Origin of the sequence: Nocardia beijingensis NBRC 16342 (assembly GCF_001612785.1) — a bacterium.
Classification (GTDB): Bacteria; Actinomycetota; Actinomycetes; order Mycobacteriales; family Mycobacteriaceae; genus Nocardia; species Nocardia beijingensis.
Genome location: NZ_BDBC01000032.1, coordinates 19,509 through 46,035, shown reverse-complemented (window position 1 = coordinate 46,035; position 26,527 = coordinate 19,509). Strand labels below are relative to the sequence as shown.

Annotated in this window: 25 protein-coding genes and 3 pseudogenes; 9 read left to right on the top strand and 19 right to left on the bottom strand. The window is 66.7% G+C overall.

The window, feature by feature from the left end:
• Positions 1 to 104: 104 nt before the first annotated feature.
• From NB3_RS19620 to NB3_RS19610, 3 genes are all read right to left on the bottom strand, one after another.
• Positions 105 to 1,874, bottom strand: a complete 1,770-nt coding sequence (locus NB3_RS19620; protein ID WP_157111882.1) for a hypothetical protein — start codon at positions 1,872 to 1,874, stop codon at positions 105 to 107.
• Positions 1,875 to 1,968: 94 nt separating this feature from the next.
• Entirely contained in the window at positions 1,969 to 3,675 is a 1,707-nt protein-coding gene (locus NB3_RS19615; protein WP_157111881.1) for a hypothetical protein, read from the bottom strand.
• A gap of 305 nt (positions 3,676 to 3,980) precedes the next feature.
• A complete protein-coding gene (locus tag NB3_RS19610; protein ID WP_067805317.1) occupies positions 3,981 to 4,562 on the bottom strand; it encodes a TetR/AcrR family transcriptional regulator in 582 nt (193 codons plus the stop codon).
• Positions 4,563 to 4,640: 78 nt separating this feature from the next.
• Between NB3_RS19610 and NB3_RS19605 the strand changes: the two genes are divergently transcribed.
• Positions 4,641 to 5,603, top strand: a complete 963-nt coding sequence (locus NB3_RS19605; RefSeq protein ID WP_067805313.1) for a TauD/TfdA dioxygenase family protein — start codon at positions 4,641 to 4,643, stop codon at positions 5,601 to 5,603.
• On the opposite strand, the gene NB3_RS35175 is transcribed toward NB3_RS19605, so the two are convergent.
• From NB3_RS35175 to NB3_RS19590, 3 genes are all read right to left on the bottom strand, one after another.
• The gene (locus tag NB3_RS35175) at positions 5,540 to 5,830 is read right to left on the bottom strand and encodes a hypothetical protein (protein ID WP_157111880.1); all 291 of its coding nucleotides are present in this window, start codon (positions 5,828 to 5,830) and stop codon (positions 5,540 to 5,542) included. The two genes, NB3_RS19605 and NB3_RS35175, sit on opposite strands and share 64 nt — an antisense overlap.
• Before the next feature lie 284 nt (positions 5,831 to 6,114).
• A complete protein-coding gene (locus tag NB3_RS19595) occupies positions 6,115 to 6,861 on the bottom strand; it encodes an SDR family oxidoreductase (RefSeq protein WP_067805309.1) in 747 nt (248 codons plus the stop codon).
• A 99-nt stretch (positions 6,862 to 6,960) separates the two neighbouring features.
• Positions 6,961 to 8,583, bottom strand: a complete 1,623-nt coding sequence (locus NB3_RS19590; protein ID WP_067805306.1) for an MFS transporter — start codon at positions 8,581 to 8,583, stop codon at positions 6,961 to 6,963.
• Positions 8,584 to 8,924: 341 nt separating this feature from the next.
• Here NB3_RS19590 and NB3_RS19585 point away from each other — a divergent pair, with 341 nt between their 5' ends.
• Positions 8,925 to 9,647, top strand: coding sequence for a DUF8020 domain-containing protein (locus NB3_RS19585; RefSeq protein ID WP_067805304.1), 723 nt, complete (start codon positions 8,925 to 8,927; stop codon positions 9,645 to 9,647).
• Positions 9,644 to 10,429 (top strand): DUF8020 domain-containing protein, encoded by a 786-nt coding sequence (locus NB3_RS19580; RefSeq protein ID WP_067805301.1) that lies wholly within the window; start codon positions 9,644 to 9,646, stop codon positions 10,427 to 10,429. The genes NB3_RS19585 and NB3_RS19580 overlap by 4 nt, the downstream gene beginning before the upstream one ends.
• A gap of 9 nt (positions 10,430 to 10,438) precedes the next feature.
• Here NB3_RS19580 and NB3_RS19575 read toward each other — a convergent pair whose 3' ends face one another.
• Positions 10,439 to 11,233 carry an IclR family transcriptional regulator gene (locus tag NB3_RS19575; RefSeq protein ID WP_169810714.1) on the bottom strand — a complete coding sequence of 265 codons (795 nt, stop codon included), beginning with the start codon at positions 11,231 to 11,233 and terminating at the stop codon, positions 10,439 to 10,441.
• Between the two features lie 101 nt (positions 11,234 to 11,334).
• Positions 11,335 to 12,591, bottom strand: a complete 1,257-nt coding sequence (locus tag NB3_RS19570) for an acyl-CoA dehydrogenase family protein (RefSeq protein ID WP_157111879.1) — start codon at positions 12,589 to 12,591, stop codon at positions 11,335 to 11,337.
• Positions 12,592 to 12,713: 122 nt separating this feature from the next.
• On the opposite strand from NB3_RS19570, the gene NB3_RS19565 reads away from it, so the two are divergent.
• Positions 12,714 to 14,021: an alkyl sulfatase dimerization domain-containing protein gene (locus tag NB3_RS19565; RefSeq protein ID WP_067805295.1), complete on the top strand. Its 1,308-nt coding sequence runs from the start codon at positions 12,714 to 12,716 to the stop codon at positions 14,019 to 14,021.
• A 121-nt stretch (positions 14,022 to 14,142) separates the two neighbouring features.
• Here the strand turns inward: NB3_RS19565 and NB3_RS19560 are convergent, their stop codons facing one another.
• The 5 genes from NB3_RS19560 to NB3_RS36840 all read right to left on the bottom strand — a co-directional run bounded on the left by NB3_RS19560 (position 14,143) and on the right by NB3_RS36840 (position 16,644).
• Entirely contained in the window at positions 14,143 to 14,457 is a 315-nt protein-coding gene (locus NB3_RS19560) for a DUF202 domain-containing protein (protein WP_067805292.1), read from the bottom strand.
• Entirely contained in the window at positions 14,454 to 14,831 is a 378-nt protein-coding gene (locus NB3_RS19555) for a YidH family protein (protein WP_067805289.1), read from the bottom strand. The genes NB3_RS19560 and NB3_RS19555 overlap by 4 nt, the downstream gene beginning before the upstream one ends.
• A 342-nt stretch (positions 14,832 to 15,173) precedes the next feature.
• Complete coding sequence (locus NB3_RS19550; protein WP_244891980.1) at positions 15,174 to 15,905, bottom strand: YoaK family protein; 732 nt, start codon at positions 15,903 to 15,905, stop codon at positions 15,174 to 15,176.
• Positions 15,906 to 15,970: 65 nt separating this feature from the next.
• On the bottom strand, positions 15,971 to 16,522 hold the full coding sequence (locus NB3_RS36845; RefSeq protein ID WP_084823487.1) for a transposase: 552 nt from the start codon (positions 16,520 to 16,522) through the stop codon (positions 15,971 to 15,973).
• Complete coding sequence (locus tag NB3_RS36840) at positions 16,510 to 16,644, bottom strand: hypothetical protein (RefSeq protein ID WP_371855922.1); 135 nt, start codon at positions 16,642 to 16,644, stop codon at positions 16,510 to 16,512. Before NB3_RS36840 ends, NB3_RS36845 begins: the two co-directional genes overlap by 13 nt.
• Positions 16,645 to 16,713: 69 nt before the next feature.
• On the opposite strand from NB3_RS36840, the pseudogene NB3_RS36270 reads away from it, so the two are divergent.
• The 3 pseudogenes from NB3_RS36270 to NB3_RS34260 all read left to right on the top strand — a co-directional run.
• A pseudogene (locus tag NB3_RS36270) lies at positions 16,714 to 16,974 on the top strand (alpha/beta hydrolase); the annotation flags it as partial.
• A gap of 58 nt (positions 16,975 to 17,032) precedes the next feature.
• Positions 17,033 to 17,104 (top strand): annotated as a pseudogene (locus NB3_RS36835) (hypothetical protein); the annotation flags it as partial.
• A 44-nt stretch (positions 17,105 to 17,148) separates the two neighbouring features.
• A pseudogene (locus NB3_RS34260) lies at positions 17,149 to 17,464 on the top strand (Tn3 family transposase); the annotation flags it as partial.
• A 28-nt stretch (positions 17,465 to 17,492) separates the two neighbouring features.
• Here the strand turns inward: NB3_RS34260 and NB3_RS19530 are convergent.
• Positions 17,493 to 18,929: an amidase gene (locus NB3_RS19530; RefSeq protein ID WP_067805606.1), complete on the bottom strand. Its 1,437-nt coding sequence runs from the start codon at positions 18,927 to 18,929 to the stop codon at positions 17,493 to 17,495.
• A 42-nt stretch (positions 18,930 to 18,971) separates the two neighbouring features.
• On the opposite strand from NB3_RS19530, the gene NB3_RS19525 reads away from it, so the two are divergent.
• Entirely contained in the window at positions 18,972 to 19,577 is a 606-nt protein-coding gene (locus NB3_RS19525) for a TetR/AcrR family transcriptional regulator (protein ID WP_067805284.1), read from the top strand.
• 511 nt (positions 19,578 to 20,088) lie between these two features.
• Here NB3_RS19525 and NB3_RS35170 read toward each other — a convergent pair.
• From NB3_RS35170 to NB3_RS19500, 4 genes are all read right to left on the bottom strand, one after another.
• Positions 20,089 to 22,434, bottom strand: coding sequence for a lanthionine synthetase LanC family protein (locus tag NB3_RS35170; protein ID WP_067805279.1), 2,346 nt, complete (start codon positions 22,432 to 22,434; stop codon positions 20,089 to 20,091).
• Positions 22,434 to 23,606 carry a hypothetical protein gene (locus tag NB3_RS19510; RefSeq protein WP_067805276.1) on the bottom strand — a complete coding sequence of 391 codons (1,173 nt, stop codon included), beginning with the start codon at positions 23,604 to 23,606 and terminating at the stop codon, positions 22,434 to 22,436. The genes NB3_RS35170 and NB3_RS19510 overlap by 1 nt, the downstream gene beginning before the upstream one ends.
• Complete coding sequence (locus NB3_RS19505) at positions 23,603 to 23,878, bottom strand: hypothetical protein (RefSeq protein WP_067805273.1); 276 nt, start codon at positions 23,876 to 23,878, stop codon at positions 23,603 to 23,605. Before NB3_RS19505 ends, NB3_RS19510 begins: the two co-directional genes overlap by 4 nt.
• A 225-nt stretch (positions 23,879 to 24,103) precedes the next feature.
• Positions 24,104 to 24,880 carry a DUF6065 family protein gene (locus NB3_RS19500; protein ID WP_067805270.1) on the bottom strand — a complete coding sequence of 259 codons (777 nt, stop codon included), beginning with the start codon at positions 24,878 to 24,880 and terminating at the stop codon, positions 24,104 to 24,106.
• A 311-nt stretch (positions 24,881 to 25,191) separates the two neighbouring features.
• On the opposite strand from NB3_RS19500, the gene NB3_RS19495 reads away from it, so the two are divergent.
• Positions 25,192 to 25,527 carry a DUF732 domain-containing protein gene (locus tag NB3_RS19495; protein ID WP_067805268.1) on the top strand — a complete coding sequence of 112 codons (336 nt, stop codon included), beginning with the start codon at positions 25,192 to 25,194 and terminating at the stop codon, positions 25,525 to 25,527.
• A gap of 485 nt (positions 25,528 to 26,012) precedes the next feature.
• On the opposite strand, the gene NB3_RS19490 is transcribed toward NB3_RS19495, so the two are convergent.
• Complete coding sequence (locus NB3_RS19490) at positions 26,013 to 26,501, bottom strand: hotdog fold domain-containing protein (protein ID WP_067805265.1); 489 nt, start codon at positions 26,499 to 26,501, stop codon at positions 26,013 to 26,015.
• Positions 26,502 to 26,527: the final 26 nt, after the last annotated feature.

Genomic DNA, 26,527 nt, shown 5'->3' with positions numbered 1-26,527 from the left:
CGACCGCCGCCTGATCGTCACCGTCTAGCGCCGCTAGCCTCGGTGCGTGATACCACTGTCGGACCAGACACAGGTAGCTTCGGATTCGTCGCGCAGCCCAACTTCTATCCGGCGGAGACCCGTTTGATGGAGAACATGCCTCCGGCAAGGAATTCTCCGTTGCCGATCGGCGTAACCATGCCGCCGAAGAGATTGAAGTTCCTGCTTTCATCCGGCATCGGCCATCGAGCGACGAGTTGACCGGTGTTCCAGTCGATAGCCACGTACTCGTATTTGCCGTCCTTCTTGCTGGCGGCATAGAGCAGGCCGGACTCGGCCGAGACCGAGGGGACTGTGATATCGCTGTTGTCGACCTCGGTGTTGGACCACACCTTGACGAAGGTGTTCTCCGCGCTGTCCCACCGGAACTTCTGCATTCCACTGGGTGCCGGACGGGTGGTTCCCGGGGCGAAGATGTTCGCCCATACGTTCGGGGCAGGCTGCGGGTATGCCGTGGTGGTCGCCAGCACGTCGTGGCCGAGCACGGTCGGTGACAGTTCGAGGGTGACCTTGGACATGTCTACCTTGACTTTGCCTGCAACGCGATTCCGCTTTCCCCCTGATTGGGTATCGGTATTGTTGTGCGGAATCTCGTTGCGCCAGAACGCCACAAGGTTCGGGCCTGAAGAGCTCGCGTCCGAGATGATGACCAACTCGTCTTCATCCGGACCGAATCCCATCAGGGTTGGGGTGGTGCCGGAGCCGCCGGAGCGGGTCAACGATCCCGCTGCTCGCGCGATTGCCGGGTCGGACCGTTCGTAGTCGGCCTCCCACCCACCGTCTTTCTCGGCGATCGAAAACTTCTCGCCGTTCCAGGCGATCTTCAGCATCCTGCGCGATGTCACGGCGTAGATGCCGGACTCGTCGATCGCGAAGCTGTTCTCGAGTCGCTCGTCCGACAAGGGGAAGACCGAGAGGATGTCGAGGTCGCGATTCATCAAGAACAGGGCCGAATCCGATCCGGCGACGACGTGACCATCGAACGTCATACCTAATCCGACGATGGCGGAACCGGGCCGCCGCACGGCAGCGACGGTCTCCTCGGGTGTTTCCTCGGGCAGTGGGGCGTTCTGCAATTCCACGACTTTGTCGAACCGCAGGTCACCGCGGGGGTCGTTGTCGTCGGTGGTCTTCAGGACGCGCATTCCCTCGATGACCGAGTAGTGGTAACCGTCCTTGTCGATCATGTTGTAAGCGCCGTTGGGGATCTTCGAGTAGGCGATACCCGCCGCGTCCGCCTCCTGTCCGAGACCGACGAGGGCGGCATCATCCTTCGCCGCCACTGCGGCGTCGGTCGCTGCCAGCAACTCTTCCACAGCCTCGGGAGCCGGGGGGTTCGCGCCCGGGTAGGGAAGGAAGTCGATCGGCTCGAACTCGTCTCCCGTTGCGAGAATCTTCTGGATTCCATACATCGTGGGGGCGAGCACAATGCGATCGTCCCCACTGTATTTGATGGTTGGATTGCCCGCATACGTGGTGCGGACGTAGTCGACATCCGAGTTCGACAGTTCCTTGGTCTCGGTGGGCCCCGCTACTGGCGTGGAATCGGTAGCAGCGGAATCGAAATGGGTGATCGGATATTCGGAGTCGGCCAACCACGGGTTTTTCGGCGGCGCGGCGGCGTGCGTCGCCGACTGCGAATCCGGTTCGCCGGTAGAACATCCCGTGGTCATAAGGCCAGTGCCGAGTACAGTCGCCACGATCGAGATCAGGGCCCCGGTGCGGAGGCGGCGAACCGAGCGACCGAAGCCATTGGGCCTTGTCGAGATCTCGGCGTGGGCTTCTCGATGGTGCCAGTATTCATTCTGTGCGGGTTGGCAGGGCATGCCGATCATGCTCCTTCTGTTCGTTGGGATTCGGGGTCAATCGCGACCGAGGCGGCGAGAAGCGCAGGCGTGTGCCCGCGATGAAACTTCTTTGCGCGAGAACTCATCGCTGATGGACGACGTTCTGGGATGTGGGGGCGAACCGTGAGATCCCGGCGATGGTGCCGGTGTAGATACTGCCATCCGATCCCATTGTCATTCCGGAATAGAAGCCGTTCTCGCATGCGTTGCCCCCGGTCAGCGCGGGCATGTCCCCGGAGATATCGTCGGCGACAGTCGATGTACCGGTTGCCAGCAATCCGGCTACCAAACCAGCTGCGCACTCCTGCGCAGCGCCCGGCACGAACCACCGGGACTCTCCGGTGCCCAGATCGAGAGCGTGAACACCGAATACCGCCTGACCATCCGACTGAACCTGTAGCGAATTCCCCAATACCAAGCCCGATCCGCGCGAGATCATCGGAATCCCGTTAGGGAAGCTGGCGGTCGGGTTCTCCCAAATCGTGTGACACGTTCGAGTTCGCGGATCCCAGTCGACTCGGGCGACTCCGCGTGAAGTCTGCACGGGGTCCCCTCCGGCGAGCCCGCTGGCGGCGACCCGGTTGTACCGTGGCATCCCCGCGTATTGCTGATCGTTCTGCAGCTGGTTGTCGACGACGACGGCCGAGTACCCGGCCACTGCGACAGACTGCTCGGTGGTCGTGCGGGTACGGCCGTCACCGAAATCGACGGCGACTTCGCAGGCGATGCGCGGATCCCGGCCCGGAGCGATGGGCGTCCAGTCCGCCGGTATCTCGTCGCGCCACATGAGCACCAGATTCCGGACGGGTTGCTCGTCTGTCAGCACGACGAACTGATCGTATCGGCCGCTGGTTCCCATCAACGTCGGCGTCGATCCGGTGCCGCGCCCGAGCGAGACCGCGCTCGGTGTCGGGGAGGTCTGGTACTCGGTCCGCCACGTGCGCGCCAGAGTCGAACCATCCCAATCCAATCGGTACTGTGCCGCGGTGGTGGCGGGGTAAACGCCACCGTCTTCGTCGACAGCGAAGTTGTTGGTGAGCTGTTCGAGATCCCCGTCGGGCAGAGCGAGGTCATCGCAGCGTTCTCCGTTGACGGAGTAGTGCCCGAGCACGCCGCGCGTCTGCCATTCCATCGGATCGGCGGGCAACACGATCATCTCGCCGAGCTCTGTTCCCGCCACGAGGTGACCGTCATAGGTATGCGCCACACCGGTCAATTGCTCGGCCCGGCAGAAGAATTCGTCCGGAATCGAGTATCGGGCGACGCTGCGGATCGGCGAGGACGGTACCGCCGGATCGACGTCTCCGAAGGCCTCGACCGCCCGGTCGGCAATTCGAATGACCTGATTGTTCGAATTCAGTTCGTAGTAGGCCGTACCGACGCTCGCCGACGCGGGTGCCGGTTGTGTCGTCGCGTACGTGCGCAGGCTCTTCTGGTCGAGCTTGACCACCTGCTGGGTCCCAGACATCGACGCCCAGACAACCCGCTCGCCATTGGGATAGGGCATCGACTCGTATGCCCAGATGGGTACTACGCCGGGAAGAAACGCGTGCTCCGCACGATACTGCCCATCCGCGGCGGCCTGGTACGGGTAGGACTGTTGGCGGTACCCGTCTCGATGGGTTCCGCCGTCCGGGGCGAGGTAGGGGTTGCAGGGCGGTTCATCGGATGCGCCCGCCTGGCATGCCCGGGGAACATCTGGGGGTGCTGCTGCGGCTTCTTGTGTCGGAAGTACGAGTCCGAGGGCGACCGCTAGCGCGACGAACATCGGCTGGAAACCGTTTCGCAACGGAGACTCCTAGTGCGGTGGAAGGGGTTCGATGTCAACGCCCGGGAGCGCCTGGGTGGCGCCGCGCTCGGCGACCAAACCAGGTCGCAGGCAGGTTGACAGCTCCGCGGTCGATGCAGGTGTCTACGTCAACTGCGGTCCCGGCTGCCCCAAGGCGTACTCGCGCGAACGGTGAGACCAGGCAGCCCGATGACCGCGAAGCGTTCGCCAGTGTAGTCACTCGACTACGGCATTGCAATCGAATCCCGATCTCCGACTTCGCCACTGTGGCGACCATGGGGCCATAGAGCCGCACAGCGCCCTTGTCAGCCCTCTTTCTTCCCGCCCTGCAACAGGCGCGCCGCCTCGGAGTCGATGCACGCTTGCAGCTCGGCCTCGGGGATATCTTCGAGTCCCGTAGCCCCTCGCAGGAATGATCCGAACAACCGCCAACCGAGCTCGAGTGCCGCGACGTTGGCGACCGCGATCGCGGCGGCGCGCTCATCGAGGTGATGACGACGGGCTTCGTCGAGCAGGCGGGACATCAGCGGAAACCGCTCCTGTAGCGCTCCGACGTCGAAGCCGTCGAGGATGCAGCGAGCCAGAACGATCCAGTGGCGCTGCCAGCGTGCATCGGAGGCAGTCAGTGGGCTGTCGGCGTCCAAGGCGGCCGTCTCGGTCCCGAGGTGATTCAGTACGGCCGCGACCAACTGTTCCTTCGCGCCGAAGTGCCGGAAGACCAGGCCGTGATTGACGCCAGCGCGTTCGGCGATGTCGCGAATGGAGGTGGCGGCCGGCCCGCGTTCGGCGAACAGTTCCGTGGCGCTGGCCAGGACCGCCGCCACCACCTCGTCACGTCCGACCGGCACGCTTCCGTCCCCCGACTTCGTTGCACCCTTCGTAGTCATGCGACTACACTAGCGCACACGTGCTGTAGTCAACTGACTACACACGCTCCGTTTCGCTCATCCGAGAGGATCATCCCGATGACAGACACTGTCGTGGTCGCCGACAAGGAACCCGCCGCCGCACTCGATCTCCATCCAGTCCGGCTCCCGGGTTCACCGCTCATCACCGGCCCGTTCACCCATCTCGCCGCCGAGCGCGACCGTTTGGCCGGGCTACGCTGGCAGCACTTCGACGCAGTCCAGATGGGGGCCACCGTTGGCGCCGAGATCAGTGGCGTCGATCTGACCTCCGATCTCGCCGACGAGGTGATCGCCGAAATGCGTCAGGCGCTGCACGACTACAAGGTGCTGTTCTTCCGCGACCAGCCGATGACGCCCGTTCAGCACGTCGCCTTCGCCCGCCGCTTCGGCAACCTCGAGGTGCACCCCTTCATTCCGTCCAATACCGACCACCCCCAACTGGTCCGGTTCGAGAAGAGTGCTCAGGTCACCGGTTTCGAAAACAGCTGGCACCATGACGTCACCTGGCGCCGAGAGCCGTCGATAGGTGCGATCCTGCATGCCCTGTCGGTTCCGGACGTCGGCGGCGACACCCTGTTCTCCGATATGTACGCCGCCTACGACGCACTCGACGACGAGACCAAGCAGCTGATCGAATCCCTCGACGCCGTTCACGACTTCACCAAGGCCTTCGGGCATTCGCTGCCCGAGGAGCAGCGCGATGCGATGCGCGTGCAGTATCCGTCGGTCCGGCATCCGATAGTGTGCGCCCACCCCGCAACGGGTCGCCGCCACCTCTACGTCAACAGGATCTTCGTCGACCGGGTCGACGGCATGGATCTCGACGAAGGCGCGGAACTGATCGACCGGCTGTGCCGCCAGGCCGACTACCCCGAGCACCAGGTCCGGCTGCGATGGGAACCGCACACTGTCGCCTTCTGGGACAACCGCGCGGTGCAGCACTATGCGTCAAGTGACTACTGGCCGGCGATCAGGGTCATGGAACGCGCATCCATCGCCGGACCGCGTCCCTGCCGCTGACCCGAATGACCGGCGAAAGTGATGATGTGACGAGAACGAGTCGTACGGCGTCGGCCGCGGCGGAGGTGTTCGCCGAGTTCAAGGAGCTCGACGGATTCGATCGCAGCGCCGACGCCATCGGCCCGGTACTGGCGTTCCTCATCGGATACCAAATCGCCGGTGCGCACGGTGGCGTCGTGGCAGCCATCGGCACAGCGGCGACCTTGGCGGTGGTGCGCCTCGTTCACGGCGACTCCGTCCCGCTCTTGACGGTGTCCCGGCGCGGCCGTGCTGGTCTATTCCCTCTTCGTCCAGTTCAGCGCACCCGATGGGTCTGCGCGACAGCGCAATCCACGAACCAGCATCGATCGCACAGCGATACCGGCTGATCGCCACTCCACTCACCAACTCCCGTTGCCGCCAGAAGACACCGTTGCGAAACGGTTTCCGAGCCGATGGCCAGTGCGTTCGCACTGGCCATCGACTGCGTTCGTCCTGTGCGGCCCGCCGTTCGTCCAAGACCGGAAATCGCTCAGCCGACCGCGGCCCCGGCCGTCATGCCGCCATCGACGACGAACTCTGCGCCGTTGCAGTAGCTGGATTCGGTACTCGCCAGGAATACGACGAGACTCGACACCTCCTCGGGCAGACCCAGACGCGCCCGGGTGTTTTCCGCCCGGTCGACATCGAGATCTCCTGTCGCGCCGATCATGGGGGTGAGGATGCCTCCCGGGTGCACCGAATTGACGCGCACTCCGTGCGGGGCCAGTTCCAGAGCAGCGGATTTCGTCAAGCCGCGCACCCCGAACTTCGACGCCGCGTAGGCGTGCATGCCCGCGACGCCCTGGATGCCGGCGGCCGAGGAAATGTTGACCACCGACGACGGGCGTGCTGCGACCAACGCGTCACGGGCGGCGGTCAATCCGAGGAAAGTGCCCGTCAGATTGACTGCCAGCACATGCTCCCACTGTTTCTCGGTGTAGACGCCGAGTTCGCCGCCGTCGAGGATGCCGGCATTGTTGACCAGCACGTTGAGTTCACCGAAATGCCGGACCGCTTCCGCGACAGCGTGCGTCCAATCCTGGGCGCTGGTGACATCGAGATGGACGTACAACGCGAGGTCTCCGAGTTCGTCGGCGAGTCGGGCGCCGGTCTCGTCGGCGATATCGCCGAGCACCACCGCAGCGCCCTCATTCAGAAAGGCCCGGGCGTGGGCGGCGCCCATGCCGGACGCTCCGCCGCTGATCAGTGCTACCCGGCCGGACAAACGGTTACTCATGAAACGGACTCCTCCGAAGTGATGGACGGGTTCTGCGCTCCGCCAACCGGTGGACGCAGCGGGCGTGGCAGATCGATACCGCGGTCGGCCTCCGAGTGATCACCGGAGCAGCGCTCCGCCGGTCGCCGGTGTGCGCCCGTGCTTCATCACCAGTGCGACCGCGAGCCCGCACACCGCTGCCGCCACGCCGAACCAGAAGCCGAGTTCATAGCCTCGGTCGGCGAAGACGTTCGTGAGCTGATTCGCCTGTGGGGTGCGTCCGGCCACGCTCACACTCGCGATGATCGGGTGGGCGGCGATAAAGGCGGTGATCACGGCGGTGCCGGCCGCGGCGCCGAGGTTCTGGGTCACTCCGAGCATGCTGGCGCTGATGCCCTGCTGTTCCTGCGGAACGGCCTCCACCATCAGAATCGGCATGCACGCGTAATACAGGCCGAAGGCGGCGCCGAACGCGATGCCGGACAGCGCGAACACCTGCCAGGTGTGCGGCAGCACGGCCAACACGATGGTGCTCCCGATGAACAGCACCAGTCCGGCCAGCAGCGGCAAGCGGGCACCCACACGCCGCGCGACGAAGCCGGCGACGACTCCGAAGATCATCGCGGTCAGGCCCTGCACCACGCCGATGCGCAGGGCGAATTCCATCAGTGACAAGCCGTCGCCGTAGCTGTACCCCGGTATCAGAGACACCTTCACGATGTCGTGCGAGACCGACCGGCCTGCCATCTCGGAAACTTGCGCGACCGTGCGGCCCGCGATCTGGGCTTCGAGCTCGGGCTGGGACGGCGTCTGCGCCATGTAGGCGATGGCGTAACTGTGCACTCCGATCAGGCAGGACGTGAAGACGGCGGTGACGAGCACGAGAATCACCCGAGGCGCGAACAACAGGCCCATATCCATGATCGGGGTGCTGGAGCGGCGCTCCACGAGCACGAAGGCCACCAGCGCCGCGATTCCGGCGACCAGCCAGGCGAGCGTGGCGGGCTCGCTCCACCCCCAGTCATGACCTTTGGACACGTAGAGCAACAGCATGGCGACACCACCGGAGAGCAGTGCGGCGCCGATGATGTCGACGCGCCCGGCGACTCGGAGCTTCGATTCCGGTACCACTGCCGCCACCAGCGGCATCATGGCGACCACGTAGCCGAACAACACCCAGAACATAGCCCGCCAGCTGTGGTTGTCGACCAGATAACCGGCGACGATCGGCCCTAGCGCCGCGGAGAATCCGAGACCGGTCGCGGCGACGCCGAGACCGATCGGCACATACCTGTGCGGCAATAGATCCCGGATGAGTCCGTAGGAGACAACCGCCATCGCGGCCGCCGTGGACTGTAGGCAGCGACCAGCCAGGAATACCGGCCAACTACTGGTGGTGGCCGTGACGAGGCAGCCCAGAGCGAACAAGGCGCCGCAGATCAGCAGAACCCGCTTCTTCCCCCAGATGTCGCTGATCTTTCCGATGACCGGTGTGGCCGACGCTCCGATCAGCCCGAAGACAATCAATGCCCAGGTGATATCGGGTCCCGCGCCGGGGAACGATGGCGCGATCTTCTGCAGGGCGGCGGAGATCATCGTGAACTGGATCGGCGCGACCTCGACGTACAGCACGATGATCACCAGCACCGAGAAGATCCGCAGGCGTGACGCGCCGTCGAGCCGCCCGGTGTCCTGTTCGGGAGCGGGGAGATCGGCATCGCCGACAGTGGGCGTAGTGGACATGGCACCTCTTCGTCGATTGGGGGAAGGTACGGCGCAACATGACATGCCTGTTCCGCTCGCATGCCGGAGATTTCGGTCAGTGAAACCGCCATCCGCCCCACGAATCGCTCGGCCCAGCCTTGTCACGCGGTTGCGGGCGAGTCGGGCATCGACACCGGCTGCGCATCGCCGATCGGAATGCTTCAGGCAGCGGCTCTGGCCGGCGGCACGCACTCGGATCCTCCGGTTCCACTGAGTGAAACCTCGACGTCCACACAAGACGCCGGCCAATACAGTCCGTCCGAAGTGACAGCATTCACATTCTGTTGGCCGATCGAATGATTCGGCCGTAAAGGAACATCATGAACCCACGCAGCATGTCCGTCCTCGCCGCGCTGGTCACGGCGACCGTCGTCGGCGCGGGGTCGACCTCCGCCGACGCGTCCCCCGCGCTGCCATCGCCGGTGACGTACTCCTCGTCCCTCACCGGTGATTCGGTCACCACGACCCTCGCGGGCGGCACCTTCGCTCTGTCCGGAGACGGCACCCGGATCGAGGTGCGTGACACCACTGGGCAGGTACTCGATGCCTTGCCCACCACACTGCGTCTGGACGGGCAGCTGGTCCCGATCCACCAGCTGATCTCTGTCGACGGGAGCGCTCTGGTATCGACGCCCGATCTGGAATCAATTCGCCGCGAGGATGTCCGGCCCGTCGCCTCACCACTCGAGAACCAGCTCGCCATGAACGATCTCATCAACTCGGTGAGCATCGGCACCTCTATCGGCAGCCTCGTCGGCACCGCCATCGGCGCGGCGATCGGCGTCGGCGTCGGTCTCGCGCTCGCGGGGGCGTCGTGCGTGGTGCTCAGCCTCGGTTGTGTGGTCGCTGTGCTGCCCATCGTCAGTCTGGTCGGGGCGGTCGGCGGCCTGACGGGGCTGGTAGTCGCCGGTGGCCCGACCGCTGCCGTCGCACTGTACGAATACGTCACGATCCTGCGAACTCCTCCGGGAGAGAGCAAGTACGCACCGCATCTGCCGAATCGGACGCAGCCTACGCCGGACGTCGCCGAGGAGACCCGATGACATTCCGGACGATGGCCGGGAAGCCGATTCCCACAGCGCTTTTGGCCGCCGCATTGACCGCTGGTATCGCGGTGTCGAGTGCACCCGCGCACGCCGACCCGGCCGAGCCGATCCAGTACACCGTCACCGCTGTCGGCGAGTCAGTGGTGGCGACGCTCGACGGTGGAACATTCGCCGCATCCGGGGACAGCCGGTCGGTCGAAGTCCGCGACAGCTCGGGGCAGGTGGTCGACACCATTCCGTTGGCGGTGCTCGTCGGCGAGCAGCGTCTGGGCATCGAGCAGCGGATCACTGCCGAGAACCGCACGTTGACGCTGGTTCCCGACCTCGGCGCTCTGAGGCTCCACGTCGCTTCGCCGGTCGCGTCACCACTCGAGAATCAGCTCGCTCTCAACGATCTGGCATCGAATCTCACCCGCTGGCCGCTCATCGGCACAGCCGTGGGGACCGTACTGGGTGCTGTACTCGGCGGAGTGATCGGCCTTGGCACCTGCCTGGTGATCGGCCCGGCGTGCCTGGCCACGGTACCCGCCGCGATCGGCGCGTTCGCCGCGGCCGGCGGGCTTACCGGCACCCTCGTGGGCGGCGGCGCAGCGCTTGCCGACGGATTGTGGAAGTACCTCGTCACTCTCCAATCGGCACCGGGTGAGAGCCCCTATGCGAACGGCGACGGGCTGCTCGACCCGAATGGGACAGGAGTTCCGGATGCCCAACTGCGGTTGCCCAGCGGGTCGGCCGGTGGGCTGCGCAGCGGGTCGGCTAGCGGGTCAGCAGGCCGGTAGCGGCTGCACTTACAGCAGGGCGTCGTCGCCGAGTAACGCCAGCACCCGCCCGACCAGCACGTCGGCGGTGGACGGCGGCGACGCTGCGGCTGCGGCGGCGTCCGGGTCCAGCCGCAACGATATCCGGCGGGCCGCCTCGAGGACGAGAGGCGCCGCTCGTTCGATGGGCGCGACACCAGCCGCTGCGCTCGCGGCGAGGGCGCCGGGTATTCCGTCCCCCACTCGAACGACGGCTCCGACGCCGAACATTCCCCGACGATGTTCCTCCCGTTCGAAGGCCAGCCCGCGGCGGCCGCGGATACGCCGCAGTTCCGCACGCAGCACTGGGAGTTCGGTAATGGTGGCCGATGTGCACGGCCGCAGTCGGCCAGTGAGCACCGCGTCCACCTCCTCGGGCGAGAGCGACGCCAGCATGGCCTTTCCGAGCGCGGTGGCGTGCGCCGGTGCGCGATGCCCGACACTGAGCACGGAGACGGAAACCGGCGGGTGCGCGACCCGGTCGAGGTAGACCACTTCGTCGAAGTCCAGTACGCCGAGATACACCGTCGCCCCTGTCTGGGCCTGGAGCTCCTCGAGCACCGGTCGGGCCGCGACGCGCAGATCGTCGTGGGCGTCGTGGCCGCCAAGCCGGATGGCGCGCGGTCCTAGTGCATAGCCGCTGGGCCGCTGTCGCAACCAGTGCAGCCGCACCAGTTGTTCGAGAATCCGGTAGCAGGTCGATCTGGGCAAGTGGGTGTGCTCGACCACTTCGTCCAGCCGCATCCGGACCGAGCGATCGTCGAATACGTCGAGAATGAGCGTCATACGCTCGAGCATCGACTGTGGCGGAGCGACGGAGTCGAGTTTGTCCGAACTTCGCTCCAAGGCTGTTCGTAAATGGCTGGCCCCGCCGTGATTTCGTTCGATCACACCATCACCATTCCATCGATCTCGAGCCCCAGCGCCCATCGGCCGTACAGCTGAAGAGCTGGTTCGCTCTGGTTCACCATGTGGGCGGCGGCGGTGCGGATGTCACGCCAGACTCGCTCCAGGTCGCTACCTTGCCGCACCGCCTCGGAGCCGGCCGAGCGCACGAGCAAGTCCATTGCCTCGACCGCGCGTTCGGTAGCCCGCACCTGGTCTCGGCGCGTCCGCAGTCGCAGTTCCGCGGGGATCGGTGCCCCATCTGCCGCGAGCGTGACTGCCTCTCTCAAATCACGCTCGACCTGCAAGATGGAGGCGTCGATCTCGGTCAGCCCGCGTGCGAGCCCGGCCTGAACCGCTGGGTCGACAACCGAGCGCATGCCCGCGAAGCCGAGGGCCGACCGCCGGCCGGTCCGCTCGAGGTGCTGCTGGTAGGCACCCTGCACCGCACCGAGGACGGGCATGCACGCGGCCATGCTGTAGACGATGCCGAGGGGACAGCGGTACAGCGAGCTGAGCCGACCGACGTCGTCCATCCCTGCAGCCTGTCCCGCGACATTTACCCGGTGGGTGGGTACGAACGCGCGTCGCACCGTCACCTTCTTGCTGCCCGTGCCGCGCAGACCCGTGGTGTTCCAGTACTCGCCCTCGATCAGATCCGACTTCGGCACGATCGCGGTCGCGAGTCCGACCGCTTCGCCCTGGACATCGGTGGTCAACGCCACCAGGCACGCCCACGCGGCGTATTCCACGGCGGGCACATTCGGCCACTCACCCTCCAGTCGGTATCCGCCCTCGACCGGCACCAGCTTGCCGCCGGGCGTATGGGAGACCGTCACGACCGTCTCCGAACCGGTACTCCAAATCTCCTCGCGCACTGCAAATTTGAGCCGCGCCACGTGCCACGTGGCGATGCCCAGTTGTGCGGTCGCCCAGCCGGTGGACGGGCACGCCGCCGCGATCGTCCGGATGGCCGCGAAGAAGTCGAGCGGGTCCGGGGCAGCGGCTCCGATCAGCCGCGGCATGCCGACCAGCCCGGCGCCGGCCAAAGCCTCGACGACGGGAAGGGCCAGCGTGCGATCGCGTTCGGCCCGATCGGTGTGCTCGCGCAGCAACGGCGTCAGTTCACGGGCCGCGCGCAACACGTCGGAGTTCGTGCCGTCGGTCCACCGATCATGGCCGCGACGCCGGCGAAACCGGGACGCGGCAGCCGCTGTCGCCGCCCGGTCGGCGTGGGACTCGGCACCAGTCTCAGTCAACGAAATCGTCCACCTCTCACCGGTCACGCGCTCCTACCGTCGGCCTCGTCCTGCGGTTCCGCTCGCCGGACAGCCCACTGTCCTCGGCCGATCCGGCCTTCTCTCGACAGGAAGTTCATCCAATGACGCAGACACAGCCCGTGCCCGAACACACCTCGTCCACCGGCGAGGCGGCCTTCCTCGGGTTCGCGCTCGACCAGATGACCCACCTGTTCTCTCGCGGCCATACCTCCGGCGCCGAAGCGGAGATCGTCACCGCCGCGCCGCGCACCTACTACATCCGGCCCGGCGTGGCCAACATCGGCGTCTTCGAGACGGACGAAGGTCTGCTCATGGTCGACACCGGGCTGGCGGGCGACGGCCGAGAACTGCTGCGGGCGGTGCGCTCCATCTCCGATGCACCGCTGCACACCGTCGTCTACACCCACGGGCACGTGGATCACGCGTTCGGCCACTGGGCCTTCCTCGAAACCGGCGAGACGCCGCGCGTCATCGCGCACGAGAACCTCATCGGGCACTTCGAGCGCTACATGAAAACGCCCGGCCTCAACGCGGTCATCAACAAGCAGATGCCAGGGGGAACCGAAGGCAAAGCCTGGCCCTCCGAACCCACCGACTTCCTGTGGCCGACCGAAACATACAGCGACACGCTCGAACTCGTCATCGGCGGCGAGCGCTTTGTGGTACGGCATGGGAAGGGCGAGACCGACGACTGCTCGTGGGTGTGGGCGCCGCGTCGGCGGGTCATCGCCGCGGGCGACCTCGTCACCGGCTATTTGCCCAATGCGGGCAACCCCCGCAAGGTGCAGCGGTATGCCGAGGAGTGGGCCGACGCGGCCGAGGAGATGGCGGCGCTGATCCCGGAGGTGATCATTCCCGGTCACGGCACGCTGGTGCGCGGCGTGGACGCCATCCAGGACGAGTTGAAGGCCATCTCCGCCTACCTGCGCCATATCTTCGACCACGCACTGACGGGCCTGAACGCCGGACAACTGCACGACGACATCGTCGAATCGCTGCGGATTCCCGATCACCTGGCCGCCCACCCCCGCCTGCCCGCCATCTACGACAAACCGGAATTCATCTGCCGCAACGTGATCCGCCGCTACAGCGGCTGGTGGGACGGCAACCTTGCGAACCTGCTTCCCGCGCCGAAGCGAGACCGCGCCATCGAATACGCCACCTTGGCCGGAGGCGTGGACAAACTGGTCGAACGGGTACGCGAGCTGACCGAAACGAATATTCGACTCGCGTGCCATCTCGCCGAAACCGCCTATCACGCCGACCCGGACAACCGCGTCGTCCAGGACTGCTACGGGGAGGTGTTCGGCCGGCGGGCGGAAATCGAGCCCGCGCTGATGGCGAAGGTCATCTTCGCCGAGGCCTATCAGCGGGTCGAAGCGCGACGAGCGAACGTCGGCGAAGCATGAACCTTGTCGGCGCACTCTCGCGGGCGGACCGACCGGACCACCGCGCGGGGATGCGCCCGTGATCGACTGCGTTGTAGTCACTCGACTACAGTATCACGCCCTATCGTTCGTGTGGTCAACGTCACCGCAAGACGACTGCAACGATCACTACCGCGGACGACGCCACGATCGCCGTCGCGGTCGATAGCGCCACCGTTGGGACCATTCCGCTGTAATCGACCTGCAGCCGTCGCCCTCGGCGGTACGCAGCGACCGCGAGAATCGCGAGCGCCGCAGCCGCCACCACCACGGGTATGACACCCGTCGGCGCGTTCCCCCATCGCAGGGAGAAGTGCACCAGCAACAGCGCCACAGCCATCGCCGACGCCGCGGTGCGCCGCCAGGCCAACGCGGTGCGCTCGGCTTGCAGCCCCGGATCCCGGCCAGGGCTGCTCACGCCGTGGCCACGGCCACGCCGGCCAGCACGCAGAGCACCGTTACCGCACCGGCAAGCGCCGGAATGAGAATCGAACTCGGGAGTGGACGGTCTCGGCGGATGGCGCTGTCGATCGCCCGCCAGCGCAGGTACGCGCCGACCGCCACCGCGGTGGCAAGCCCGATAGCCGCTGTCGCCAGCACCGCGATCGCCGGAGTCGCGAAGGTCCGCACCAGTTCGTGCACAGCGACGCCGCCTGCCAGGAGTGCCAATGCGGTGCGAATCCAAGCCAGGAATGTTCGCTCGGCCGCCAGAGTGAACCGGTAGTCGACTACGCGCTCCGCCGTCTCGCCATCACCGAGCGACTCGCGCTCAGCCTCACACGATTGCTTCATGGCCACCACACTCCACCGCAGTCGACAGCCGTGGAGTGCTCATTTCCTTGGCCGAAATCGTGCAGCCGCAACGGTCGGCACCGGCGTTGTTGTCGCTGTGCCGTGCTGATCTCCGGAATTCGGCGTGGCGAGTCGATGTTGCGCCGGCGAGTTCGCCCGCCCGGACTCGGTAACGGCACCCAGTCGCGTTTTCAGCTCGAGCAGCACGCCGTCGACGACGTCGGAGTCGGCGCCGCAGAAATGGAACGCGGTCAACGTCGGCCCCAACCACCGTCGATAACGGCCTGCTCGCCGGACACGGGGCCTGTGTCTCCTTCACGCAGGCCATCCTCCGGTTCGCTGTTATGAAACTCCGGCTCGTCGAAGTTCCGGCCCCTCGCGATCGGCGGTTGTTGGTCCGGATTCGGCCGGCGACGCGAGCACGGGACGTTGACGGTCGTAGGCGAGACCGGCCACGGCGATGAGGACGCAGACCGCGGCGGGCAACAGCAGTGCCGCCTCGCCGATCCGGTTGGCGAGGATGGTGCCCGCGACGCTGCCAGAGATGAACGTGATGACCGTGGCCGACAGCACTGCGGCCCGCCAACTGTCGAAACGGTGCCGTCGTGAACGCCCGATCAGCAGGCCGAGGTCGGTAATGGTGCCGGTGAAGTGGGTGGTGCGGATCTGCATCGTCCGCAAACTGGAACTCGTTCCGTTCTGCAGCCCGCAGGCGAGCGCGGCGAGGAAGATCGACAGCACGTCTCCCGACCAGGTGAAGGCGAGAAACAGCAGCAACGCCTCACCGGTCATGATGGCGCTGTGCCGAGCTCCCGCATGTGTTTTCGCCGGCGCCAGCACCGCACCGGCCGACGCGGCTCCCACCAGGAATCCGATGATGATCGCGGCGAGCAGGCTTGTTTCGAACATCCACGGGCTGGCAGCGTCCATCCCCAGCTGCGTTGTGGTCGCGGTCACATTGGCAACCGGGACGGCTAAAGTCAGGAGGGCCACGGCATTGACGAAGCCCGCAACAGTTGCGAGCAATGATCCGTAGGCGAGAACGAGCGCGCGATGCGGCGCGGTGAGGCTCATGGCAGGCATACAGCTCCCTGAGTTGCTTGTCTGACATAGGGCAAACTGGACAAAACGTATCGGGGCTACCTCAGAAAAATCTGAGAACCTTCCTCCAGCAGTGGGAAGTCGCAGGGCGACAACGTAACTCGCGAACCCGGACCGCAATCGTGCGGCAACATCGTGGGTTCGTAGCCATCGGCCGCGGGGGCGATGATTCCGCTTGATATGAGTTCGCGAAGCCGCTGGTAGAGGACACTGGATGACAGACCTGCGCACCGTGTCAGCAGCGTGCGCGCACCGAGCGGACCCGCACGCAGTTCCCAGAGAATCCGCAGCGTCCACCGACGGCCGAAGAGGTCCAGCGCGGCCATGATCGAGCAGTTCCGGTTCGAAGCCGCCGAGTACGCCTTATCCGCGATGACCGTGTCGGGATTGCGCCGGGGTCGGCCACCGTCGAGCCGGGGCACCGCCACCTGCTCGAGCACCGCGGGCAGCATCGGCGAGTCCGCTGCCTGCCCGGGCGTGATCAGCACGGCCAAGCCGCGGCCGTGACCATCTGTTGCCACATGGGCCTTTGTCGCCAGCCCGCCCCGCGAACGGCCCAAGCCCGTGGTCGACCGGTTTATAAATCGCACTCCGGGCCGGCGGTGCGGGCGCCGGCGGCGTGCTGATGCGCGCGCACGATCGTCGAGTCGATCGACACAACCCAGTCCAGATCACCGGTGGTGTCGGCCAGCGCCAGCAGCGCGGTCAGCACCCGGTCCCAGGTGCCGGCGGCGGCGTAGCGGCTTCCACACCGTCTGCCACGGCCTGACGGCCTTGCGGAGTGGGGGTCGCGTCGCTCCGTTTCGATCTACGCGGTCACGGCGAAAGCGAAGGACGACAGGAAGAACTCACGCTATCGATGATCCTCAACGACATCCGCGTCGCCGTTGCCTCCTTGCGAGAGGCGAGCGGTGCGCGACAGATCAGCCTGCTGGGCGCCAGCTTCGGCGGCGGCATCTGTGCCTACTACTGCGCCAAGCGACGAGACGACCTGGGCCTCGCTCTACTGAATCCCCAGCTGGACTACAAGAAGCGCACCATCGACAGCCGCGATTATCGGAACGGTGACGTCATCGATGATGAGAAGGCCAGAGAGCTGAATGACACTGTCGATGCCCGGCATGGGCCCCAGCCTCGGCGCAAATTTCCTCGCCCAGACCGGCGGTGAACTGACCAGGTTCGCCTACTCGGGACTTCTGGCCTCCTGCGCAGGCCTGACATCCTGGCCTGGACAGCGGAGTGTGTATGTGTGGTAGGCGCGGCGGGCGGCGAATCTGGCGATCATCGGCTACAACCAGCGGCTGCCGCTGACCAGTGCTTGCGGTACCGGCACGTTGTCGTCGCCGGACGGGCAACGGTTCCCTACGCGCGGTAAGTCCACCACTGCTCGCGTAGCCAATCAATGGTTCGCCGCCGAGGGGCTGTCGACCTACACCCATGTCACGGACCAGCACACCACCTACGGCACCAAGGTCATCATCACCACCCGCCGCGAAGCCCACTACGTGCTCGACGAAATCCTCGGCAACGCATGCACATGTCTGAGCAGCCTGGAGCAGGCTAGCCGATCTGCGTGCTTCGCTGTTCGGCCGCCGCTGTCGGGTTGATCGGGGTCAGCACCCCCAAGCGTTGCTCGATGGCGCTTGCCGCGGTCAGGCACAGGTCTTCCCGATACATCCGGCCGATGACCTGAACGCCCTGAGGTAGCCCGCCGATCACACCAGCCGCAACAGCTACCGCTGGAACTCCGACCAGGGTGGTGGCCGTGCACAAGCGCAACGGGCTCATCGTTCGCTGCTGCTCGTCCGCGTCGACCGGAACCGATGGTGGTGGCGGCAATTCGGTGTAGACCGGGCCGAGTAGTAGCGGATACCGGTCGAGGAACTGCGTCCACACGCGCTGCACACCTAGCCTCGCAGCGGTCAGCTGGATGTAGCCGGACAGGTCCGATGGTGGTTGCCGACGCATCATCAACTCCATGTGCAGGCGACTGGTTTCGCTCAGCAGCGGCTGCAGTGTGGGCCAGACCAAAGAGAATTCGGTGCTGATCAATCCGGAATAGACCGCCAGCGCCTCAGCCAGCGCGGGTGCCTGCACTTCTTCGATCCGGTAGCCGGCATCGGCCAAGGCGTCCGCCGCAGCGGCCAATCCGGCGCGCACGTCGGGATGCATTCGGTCACCATCGAGGTCGGTCACCAGCCCGACCGTGACGGGGCCGCTCAGCGGCGGACCATCCAGCGGGGCGGGAACGACCCTGGGATCTTGCGCGTCGGCACCGGCGAGTACGTCGAACGCCAGCTGCAGATCCGCCACCGACCGAGCGAGTGGACCGTCGACTGGGAACAGTTGTGACGCCAGTGTCGGTTCGCGACCACTGATTCGGTGGTCCGCAGGGAATCGGCCGTAGGTGGGTTTGAGTGCGGTGATCCCATTGAAGGTCGCCGGATTGCGTAGCGAGCCACCAGAATCGTTTCCCAGTCCCAGCGGCGCCATGCCGGTGGCTACCGCTACGCCGTCGCCACCACTCGTCCCACCCGGTGTCCGACCATCCGGATCCCACGGGTTGCGCGTATCGCCGTACAGCGTGCTCGTTGTGTGCAGACCGGCAATCGTCAGATCAGGCAGGTTGGTTCGGCCGATAGGTACCGCCCCAGCCGCGCGCAATCGGCGCACCGGCGGCGCATCGGCGGCGGCCACCAGGTTCCGCATGGCCGGCACACCCATCGTCGTGGCCGAGCCCGCGACATGGATGTTCTCCTTCACCGTGAACGGGACCCCGGCCAGCGGGCCCAGCGCTTCGCCCGCCGCGCGCCGCCGGTCGATCGCGCGTGCGGCATCGAGAGCGCCGTCGGCCAGCACGTTCGTTACCGCGTTCACTGCCGGGTTGACCGCCTCGATCCTCGCCAGATGTGCGCTGACCACGTCGACCGCGCTGATCTCCCCCGCGGCCACGGCTGCGGCGATCTGCACGGCCGTCGCCTCGTATAAATGCTCCACTCGGCGCAATATACATAGCTGTATTCAGATACACTATCGAATATGAATCAGCGTCTCAGCCGCGAAGAGAGCCGACAGCAGACCCGGGACCGGCTGCTCGACGCCGCCGCGGAGTTGTTCGCCGAACGGGGTGTCAACGGCACCTCGGTAGAGCAGATAGCCGAACGCGCCGGATACTCCCGAGGAGCCTTCTACGGCAACTTCGCGGACAAGCATGAACTCACACTCGAACTCCTCACCCGACGAACACAGCACGAGCTCGACGAAGTCGCCCGACTCGACCACACCAACCGGGAACCTTTGCGCGAGTTCAATCGCGCCCGTGCCCGTCACCTCGACGAATGGCTGGCATTACGGCTCGAACTCGTACTCCACATCCTGCGCAACCCCCAACTGCGATCACGTCTGGCCGAACGCGAACTCACCGCCCGCAACGCCATCGCCACCGGAATCACCCACGAATTACCGCATCCTCCCGCCGATCCCGCTCTTCTGGCGCTCATAGTGCACGCCCTCGAAGACGGTCTTCTGGTTCAGAAGCTACTGACCCCCGACGGGATCCCCGACGATATCGTGGTCGACGCCTACGATTTGTTGATCGCCGCGTGGGCGGCATTGGCCGAGAAGGATTGCAGGCCAGCGCAATAACCCAGCGTTGAGCGGCGATCGCCCAGGACTCCCCCGCCAAGCAACCCAGCGCAGTTCTCACGGATGTCGGCGAACGCCACTGTTCTGCCGCATGCCGCCGTGGGCGTGATGGGTCAGAAACGAACGTTTCCGACCCGCACCAACCCTCACCCACAGCGACCGGCGCAACCGTAGGTCAGCGAAACCCGTCAGTGGGTCACGACTCGTGTGCGGAATATTCGGGACGAAACCCCAGCAGGCCCTCCTGGACGGCACCGGGAAATCTCCGAAGATCGAACGCACCAGCTGGCCGGCCACCCCGCCGATCGCCCGCCTGACGATGTTCGGAAGCTGTTTGGCCTGGGCCACCAGCTGCCGGGCCAGCCTCGCGATCCACCGCATCCACCACGGATTCGAGTGTCTCCGACATCAAACGATCCTTCCCACCGAACCCTCAGGCTCGGCCAGTCAGACCGAGGTCGCATTTACCGGAGATCAGACACTCCCCCGCTCTGGTGGCGATTCACGTCGTTCAGAGCGTTTGGAAGACGGGCATGTAGGCGTAGGCCGGGTCGGTGAGGTGGGTAGCGAGGACCGCGAGGCCGGGTTCGCCGTGGTAGAGGCTGGTGGGAGTGGGCAGGCGCAAGGGGCGGCGGGTCAGTTCGTCGGCCAGGGCGCGTGCGCGGTCGAGCCAGGCGTACTCGCCGGTGGCGGCGGCGAGTGCGAGCAGGGCGTAGCAGCGGCCGGCCGTTCCGCAGCACAGATCGTCGGTGGCGGTCCCCGGCGGTGGGGACAGGCAGGTCCAGCCTGCGAGCCGCGCGAGCAGGGCGTAGTGCGCGTCGTCGAAGGCGCGGTGGGCCTGTAACCAGAGGAACACGTGTCCGGCGCTGCCGTTGCACCAGCTGGCGGTGAGCGGACCGTCGATGGCCGGTTCCCCGCGGCGCAGCGGCCAGTGCAGGCCGCGCCCGGCCGGGACCGCAAGGGCAGCCAGTTCGTCGAGGTGATGGCGCAGCGCGCCTGCGGGTGGCCGGAGCTCGCAGGCGTGGGCCCAGTGCAGGATGGCGTAGAGAATCCCCGCGAGGCCGTGCGCGATGCCCAGACTGGTGCCGTCGGCGTCCAAGGGCGACGAGCCGGGCTCGATCAGGGTGAGGAGCCGCCGGTAGAGGTGGTCGCCGAGGGCGCGCAGGGCCGAGGCGGAGTCGTCGTGGATGCGGGTCAGCAGGTGCGCGCAGCCGAGCAGGATCCCGGCGCGACCGAACGCGACGTCATCGTGGCCGACAGTGGCCGCGGCCTGGATGTAGTCGTGGACCGCGCGGTCGGCGGCGGCGGTGTCGCCGCGGGCCTGGGCGATCAGCGCCCGGACGAAATGCACGCCGCAGACGTGGTGGAACAGCGAGCAGTGTCCGACGACGTCGGCGGTGATACCGGTGTCGTCGTTGAAGAACGCCGCCCGGGCGTCGATGTCGTTGTGCGCGCGCGTGATCCACACATCGGCCCGGGCGAGCAGCTCTTCGTCGTGCCGGGATTCGGCGAGCAGCAGCAGCGCATAGGCGCGCCCGGCCGCGCCGTAGGTCAGTGACGCGGTCGGCGGCTCCAGATGCGGCACCTGGTCGCCGGCGGGTTCGAGGCCGGCGCGGACGTGGTCGACGACAGCGGTGAGTTCCCGGGGATCACGTCGGGGTGGTAGTGCATGGTGGCTGGCCAGAGCGGCCTGGAAGTCGGTGGCGAAATCCCGGGTGGAGCGGTATCGGTCGCCGGGGTGGTGGCTCAGGGCCCGGCGCAGGCACGGTTCGACCGCGACGAGAGCGTCGGCGCCGCGTCGAGCGAAGGGCTGAGGTGGTTGCTCGGTGAGCTGGGTGAGCATGCGGGTCTTCTCCATGGAGAAGTCGTGGGTGTGGGCGCCGGTCAGGACGAAGTACAGCAGCGCTGCGATCGAGTACTGCTCGCCGACTTCGGTCAGCGGGGGTTCCGGTGCGCCGGCGAGCAGTGCCAGGGCGAGTTCGGGTTCGTGGTAGAGGTCGATTCCGCCGCGGCGCAGCGGGGAGCGCATTGCGTGCGCGGGTGCGGCGGCCAGACCGAAGTCGAGCACGGTGATCTCGTTGGACGGTCCGACCAGAACGTTGCGCGGATGGACGTCGCCGTGCAGGATTCCGTGTTCGTGCAGATCGGCGTAGGCGTCGAGCACCCGGGCGGCGAGGTCGAGCAGTTCGGGTGCGGCGCGGGAGCCGAGCCGCCGCGCGACAGCGGCGGCCTCGAACAGGTCGCCGCCGTAGCACCACTCCATCACGAGGTAGCGCCGCCGCTCGAGCACGTCGTGTGCCAGCAGCGTGGGTGTCGACGGCACGGCGAGGCCGAGGATCCTGGCTTCGTGGGCGAGGCCCGCCTCGACCGCGGCGGTGGCGACAGCACCGGCGATCTTGAGCGCGGCGCCGCGGCGGCCGGGCATGTGGATCCGGTAGACCTCGGTGTCGGCGAGCACCTTGACCGATGCGACCACGGTGCCTGCGCCGATCGGTGTTCCGGCCGGTAGCGACGCGGCGATCGGTTCAGCCGAAGCGGATGCCGCAGGAACCAGAATGCCCTCGGCGCGCAGGGTTGTCAGGGCGGGGTAAGAGGTTTCGAGCACGGTTCCGGGGTCGGCGCCGGTCCGGCGGCAATAGGCGAGAACTCCGTCGACGATCGTGGTGGGCTCGCGGAAGAACTCGATCAGCGCGGCGGTGTCGGGGTCGATGATCGTGGTGACGCCGCGGGTGGCCGGGCGGGCGATACCGAGGTCGCCGGGGCGGCTGTCGAACAGCGCGGCGACTTCGGTGTCGAGGTCGCTGACCGGAGTGAGGACGACGTCGGCCGGTATCACGAACAGGTCCAGGATTCCCATCAGATCGTTTCTCCCGCCGCCCAGTGGGTTTCGCGGGGCGACCACGTTCGGGGGTCGACGCCGGCGAGTTCGATCCTGGTCAGCGCGTGGTGGCAGGCCTGGCGCGGTGTCGCCCCGGTACCGGCTGCCGCCAGCAGGTAGTCGGCGAGCCGGTCGGTGATCCAGCGACGCCAGCTCATCGGCTCCCCGCCCGGGGCCGGAGGGTCGTAGCCCCACGACAGCAGGCCGTCGGCGGTGATCGCGCCGGTGAAGGGCACGCCGTGCGGTTCGAGCCCACCGAGGCGGGCAGCGAGCTCGCCAGCGAGTTCCCAAAGATCGTCCTGGGTCCGCAGATACACGATCAGCTTGTCCGGGCGGCACAACCCGGACAGCCCCCGGCCGAGCTTGTATCCCACGACCCCGTGTGCCCGTGCCGCGGCCTGACGGAGCTGCGGCAGCACCGCGGGCACGGCCTCGATACCCGGGCTGACGTAGAGCTTGAAGGTGGGCCGGGAGCGCTCGGGCCGCGGATGGTCGCGCCGGACCCAGCACCGCCAGTACTGCGCGGTCCGGGCGCTGGTCGGCCACGCCGCCCAGCACGAGTCCGCTTCCTCCGGTGCGAGGAAATCCTCGACCGCGGCTGGATCGCCCAGCCGGTGCCGCAGCCGTGGGGACGGTGGTTTGCGCCCGTACCCATAGAGCCGATTCGACAGCTCCTGCTCGGTCAGCCCCACCAGCCGCCCGCCGTAGCGTACAGCGGCCCCGGACAACGCCGAGCACACCGATGTCCCGGCACCCGGTGCAGCGATCGTGGCCGCCGCATCGGGACCGCACACGAAGCACGACCCCGATCGCAGCTGCAGGACTCCGTCGAGGACCAGAGCGGTGATGGTCGCATCGGTACGCGACCCCAGTCGGCGCCGGACGTAGCCTGGGATCGGCCCCGGCGCGCGCAGGGTGTGCGCGAGCAGGGCGGTGTCGCAGTCCGCGGTGCGCACCGCCAGCGCGGATCCCGGTCGCGGCCGCAACACCCCGTACAGGTGCGGGTCTCCGCCCGCGGCGTCGAGCAGGGCGCGCTCGGAGTCGGCCAACCCCTCGAGCGGGACCAGGTCGTAGTCGGGGTTGAATCGGAGTATCCCGCTTTCCAGCCCCGAGATCACAGCGGACCCGGTGATGGCCTGCGGCGCCGTCATTGCGGCTGGGGGCTGTCGGGGGGCTGCTGTTGGCGCAAATTGTCCTCGATGCGGTCGATGTCGTCGAGATGGTCCTGGATGCGGCGTTTGGCCTGGGCGACCGAGCCCTCGGCGAGCTCGGCCATCTGCAGCCGCAACCGCAGATGTTGCTTGAGCAGCGGCAGCTCATCGGCGTCGAGGACCACCGCGGCGGGGTCGCGCTGCAGCAACAACTGATCGACCAGTGGATCGCGCAGCAGGTTCTGGTCGAACTCCAGGAACTGGCTCGGCACGCCGCACGGCGGGGGCGGCGGTATCTTCGAGGTCCCCGCGTCGCAGCCCGGTGGCGGTGGAGGCGGGCAGAACGCGGACTGCGGGGAGTCGCTGCACCCGGCATCGCAACCGGCCGCCAGCAGCGAACCTCCTCCGCCACAGGGAATCTGGACACGTAAACGACGAGCTTCGAACGGCATTGCACTCTCCTCGGTGATAGGCGGGGCAGTAACCCGACTCAGCCGCTAGGGCTGCTCGAGATCCGTATCGGTGAAAGGACGCAGGCGGCGGCGCGTCCGATGGTCCACCTGGGTCGTCGCACCGTCGACATGGCGGCCGCGGAGGTAGTCGCCCTGCCAGCGCAGCCGATCCGACGGGGCGGTCTCCCGAGTCGCTTGCATGAAGGCCGTCCGCGCGGAATTCCACGTCCGGTATTCCCGCTCCACCTGGGGCTCGGACTCGATCGGCCGGATGCACGGGGTGAACTCCTCGAGTTCCCCGCGCCGCTGCGGGACGATCATGCAAATCGGCTCGCCGAGCGCGAAGCGCACCGGCGTCATCGGCCGGGTGAACTTCCAGTTCATGGTGAAGCTCGCGCTCGCCCAGTCGGTTTCGATCAGTCCCTCGAGCGCGTAGAGCCCGTCCTTGGGCCAATTGGCCGGCCCGCGCACCAGCAGGTCGTAGCCCGGCGGGGTACGGAACACGATCGGGATGTGCCAGGTCAGAATTCCGTACCCGAAATGGCTGGTCGGTACCAGCTCCTCGGCGTCGGACGGGTCCGCGATCACGCTGACACCGCTCGGGCCCTCCTCCCCCGTCCACACCGCGCTCACAGCACACGCATTGCGCAGCACCCACCCGCTCTGATTCGCCATGAGCATCGGCAGACACCGGTTCGCCCAACCACTCCGGGTCGCAGACATCCAGTCCCGCGCAATCGGCGCCGGGCTCACCTCAGGAGCACTCGCGCGCACCCGGAAACCGGTCAGTGCCGGGCCGTCGGCAACGAAATCGCCGGTCATGAATCGCCCCCGCTTTGTTGGCAACGTCAGCCTCACCGCAACGAATACAGATCGAAGCGGCGTTGCGATAGTTCCCGAGCCCCATCAGTCTAGGTCGCTCCGCCCACGACCGGCAGCAGACTGACCAGAACCGGAAAAATAAACCTCGCGCTATCGGGCGCGGCCCCGTCCGTGCACCGGGGACCTTCCCGTGCGTCCAGCGCGCCACAAGGGGGGTGCCCGACTCATCCCTGGGGTGGCTACTTCCGGGAGCGCCGGGGCGGAATCATTAAGTTCCACAGCCACAACACCTCTCGAACAGGAACTACATCATGGGGATCACCCGCAACCGCTTCCGCACCTTCGCCGTCGCGACCGCCGTCACCGCCGCCGCGCTCGGCGCAACCGTGCTGGGCGGTACCACCGCCACCGCCGACCCGAGTGCCGAGGGTTCCTTCCTCGAGGAGATCAGCATCAACAACGCCACCCTGCCCGGCAAGAAGCCCGACGAGATGGTCGCCGCCGGGTACGCGACCTGCGATCACCTGCGCGGCGGTACCTCGGTACTCGACGAGATCTCCGCGGTCGAGACCACCTACCACTTCCACCAGGGCGTGCTCTTCGTCAGCGCCGCCACCACCAACCTGTGCCCAGGGTTCGCCGGCTAGGTTCTGTGTCGAAACGAGGTGAGGGTGGCACCGCGTCGCAGTGCCACCCTCACCTCGTTTCTGAAGTTGTTGTCTGCGTCGGCCGATGGGCGAGGCCTCCGGAAAGTTTGGTGGATCCCGGCCCGCGCCCAGTCTTGCCGATCACCCTGTACGGCTCGGCGCGCGTGGCTGGGACAACCAGCTGTGGCGGCTCGGTGACGACCTCGCTGTCCGATTGCCCTGGGCGACGGAATCCGCGGATGCGTTGCTGCGCAGAGAATACAATTGGCTGCCCCGCCCTCGCTCCGCGTCTTCCGCTGCCGGTTCCGGTTCCGCAGCGCTTCGGTGAGTCTTCCGAACGGTTTCGGCGGCCGTGGATCGTCACCACCTGGGTGGCAGGTGTGATCAGCACCTTCCCGACCATCCGGAACAAGCAGCCAGCCTTCGGAGCCGATTGAGTCGTGACTGTCGAACCTTCCCAGGTGGCTTGTCAATCGGTGTGGGCGTCAGCGTTTCTTGGAAACGTGCATCGTGATCCGGGCGGTGACGAAGGCGTTGCCGTCGGCGTCGAGCACATCGACCGGGACGACGAGTTCGGTGGGTTCATCACCGAACTCGGGAATCGGGTCGAGGCGCGCGACGGCGTTCACTGCGGTGGTTGCCTTGGACTTGTATTCCACGGTCATACCGACCGGGATCCACCGGTGGGTGGCGGGGATGGTGGCGTCGGTCATCATGCCGCCGGCGAGCTCGGCCATGTTGCAGGAGGCGATGGCGTGGTAGGTGCCGAGGTGGTTGTGGACGCTGCGCCGGTTGGGGGCGCTGACTCGGCACAGTCCGGGTCGCAGCTCTTGGATGAGGGGGTGAACGCTGCGGAAATAGGGGGCTTTGAAACACAGCGCCTGGGTGAAGAGCCAGTTGCCGAATGGCAGGCGCTGCAGTGTGTTCCAGAGTGCGAGATTGGTGCTGGCCGGCTTGTCCGTGGTGGTTGTCATCGACGGTCTTCCTCGGTTCGAGCGGT

Bases quoted from the DNA above. Each gene is read 5' to 3' on its own strand.
- NB3_RS19620 (WP_157111882.1), bottom strand. From the start codon at position 1,874: ATGATCGGCATGCCCTGCCAACCCGCACAGAATGAATACTGGCACCAT.
- NB3_RS19565 (WP_067805295.1), top strand. From the start codon at position 12,714: ATGACGCAGACACAGCCCGTGCCCGAACACACCTCGTCCACCGGCGAG.
- NB3_RS19610 (WP_067805317.1), bottom strand. From the start codon at position 4,562: ATGACTACGAAGGGTGCAACGAAGTCGGGGGACGGAAGCGTGCCGGTC.
- NB3_RS19575 (WP_169810714.1), bottom strand. From the start codon at position 11,233: ATGACGCTCATTCTCGACGTATTCGACGATCGCTCGGTCCGGATGCGG.
- NB3_RS19585 (WP_067805304.1), top strand. From the start codon at position 8,925: ATGAACCCACGCAGCATGTCCGTCCTCGCCGCGCTGGTCACGGCGACC.
- NB3_RS35170 (WP_067805279.1), bottom strand. From the start codon at position 22,434: ATGGGAATCCTGGACCTGTTCGTGATACCGGCCGACGTCGTCCTCACT.
- NB3_RS19510 (WP_067805276.1), bottom strand. From the start codon at position 23,606: ATGACGGCGCCGCAGGCCATCACCGGGTCCGCTGTGATCTCGGGGCTG.
- NB3_RS19495 (WP_067805268.1), top strand. From the start codon at position 25,192: ATGGGGATCACCCGCAACCGCTTCCGCACCTTCGCCGTCGCGACCGCC.
- NB3_RS19525 (WP_067805284.1), top strand. From the start codon at position 18,972: ATGAATCAGCGTCTCAGCCGCGAAGAGAGCCGACAGCAGACCCGGGAC.
- NB3_RS19590 (WP_067805306.1), bottom strand. From the start codon at position 8,583: ATGTCCACTACGCCCACTGTCGGCGATGCCGATCTCCCCGCTCCCGAA.
- NB3_RS19550 (WP_244891980.1), bottom strand. From the start codon at position 15,905: ATGAGCCTCACCGCGCCGCATCGCGCGCTCGTTCTCGCCTACGGATCA.
- NB3_RS19605 (WP_067805313.1), top strand. From the start codon at position 4,641: ATGACAGACACTGTCGTGGTCGCCGACAAGGAACCCGCCGCCGCACTC.
- NB3_RS19595 (WP_067805309.1), bottom strand. From the start codon at position 6,861: ATGAGTAACCGTTTGTCCGGCCGGGTAGCACTGATCAGCGGCGGAGCG.
- NB3_RS19490 (WP_067805265.1), bottom strand. From the start codon at position 26,501: ATGACAACCACCACGGACAAGCCGGCCAGCACCAATCTCGCACTCTGG.
- NB3_RS19500 (WP_067805270.1), bottom strand. From the start codon at position 24,880: ATGACCGGCGATTTCGTTGCCGACGGCCCGGCACTGACCGGTTTCCGG.
- NB3_RS19555 (WP_067805289.1), bottom strand. From the start codon at position 14,831: ATGAAGCAATCGTGTGAGGCTGAGCGCGAGTCGCTCGGTGATGGCGAG.
- NB3_RS19580 (WP_067805301.1), top strand. From the start codon at position 9,644: ATGACATTCCGGACGATGGCCGGGAAGCCGATTCCCACAGCGCTTTTG.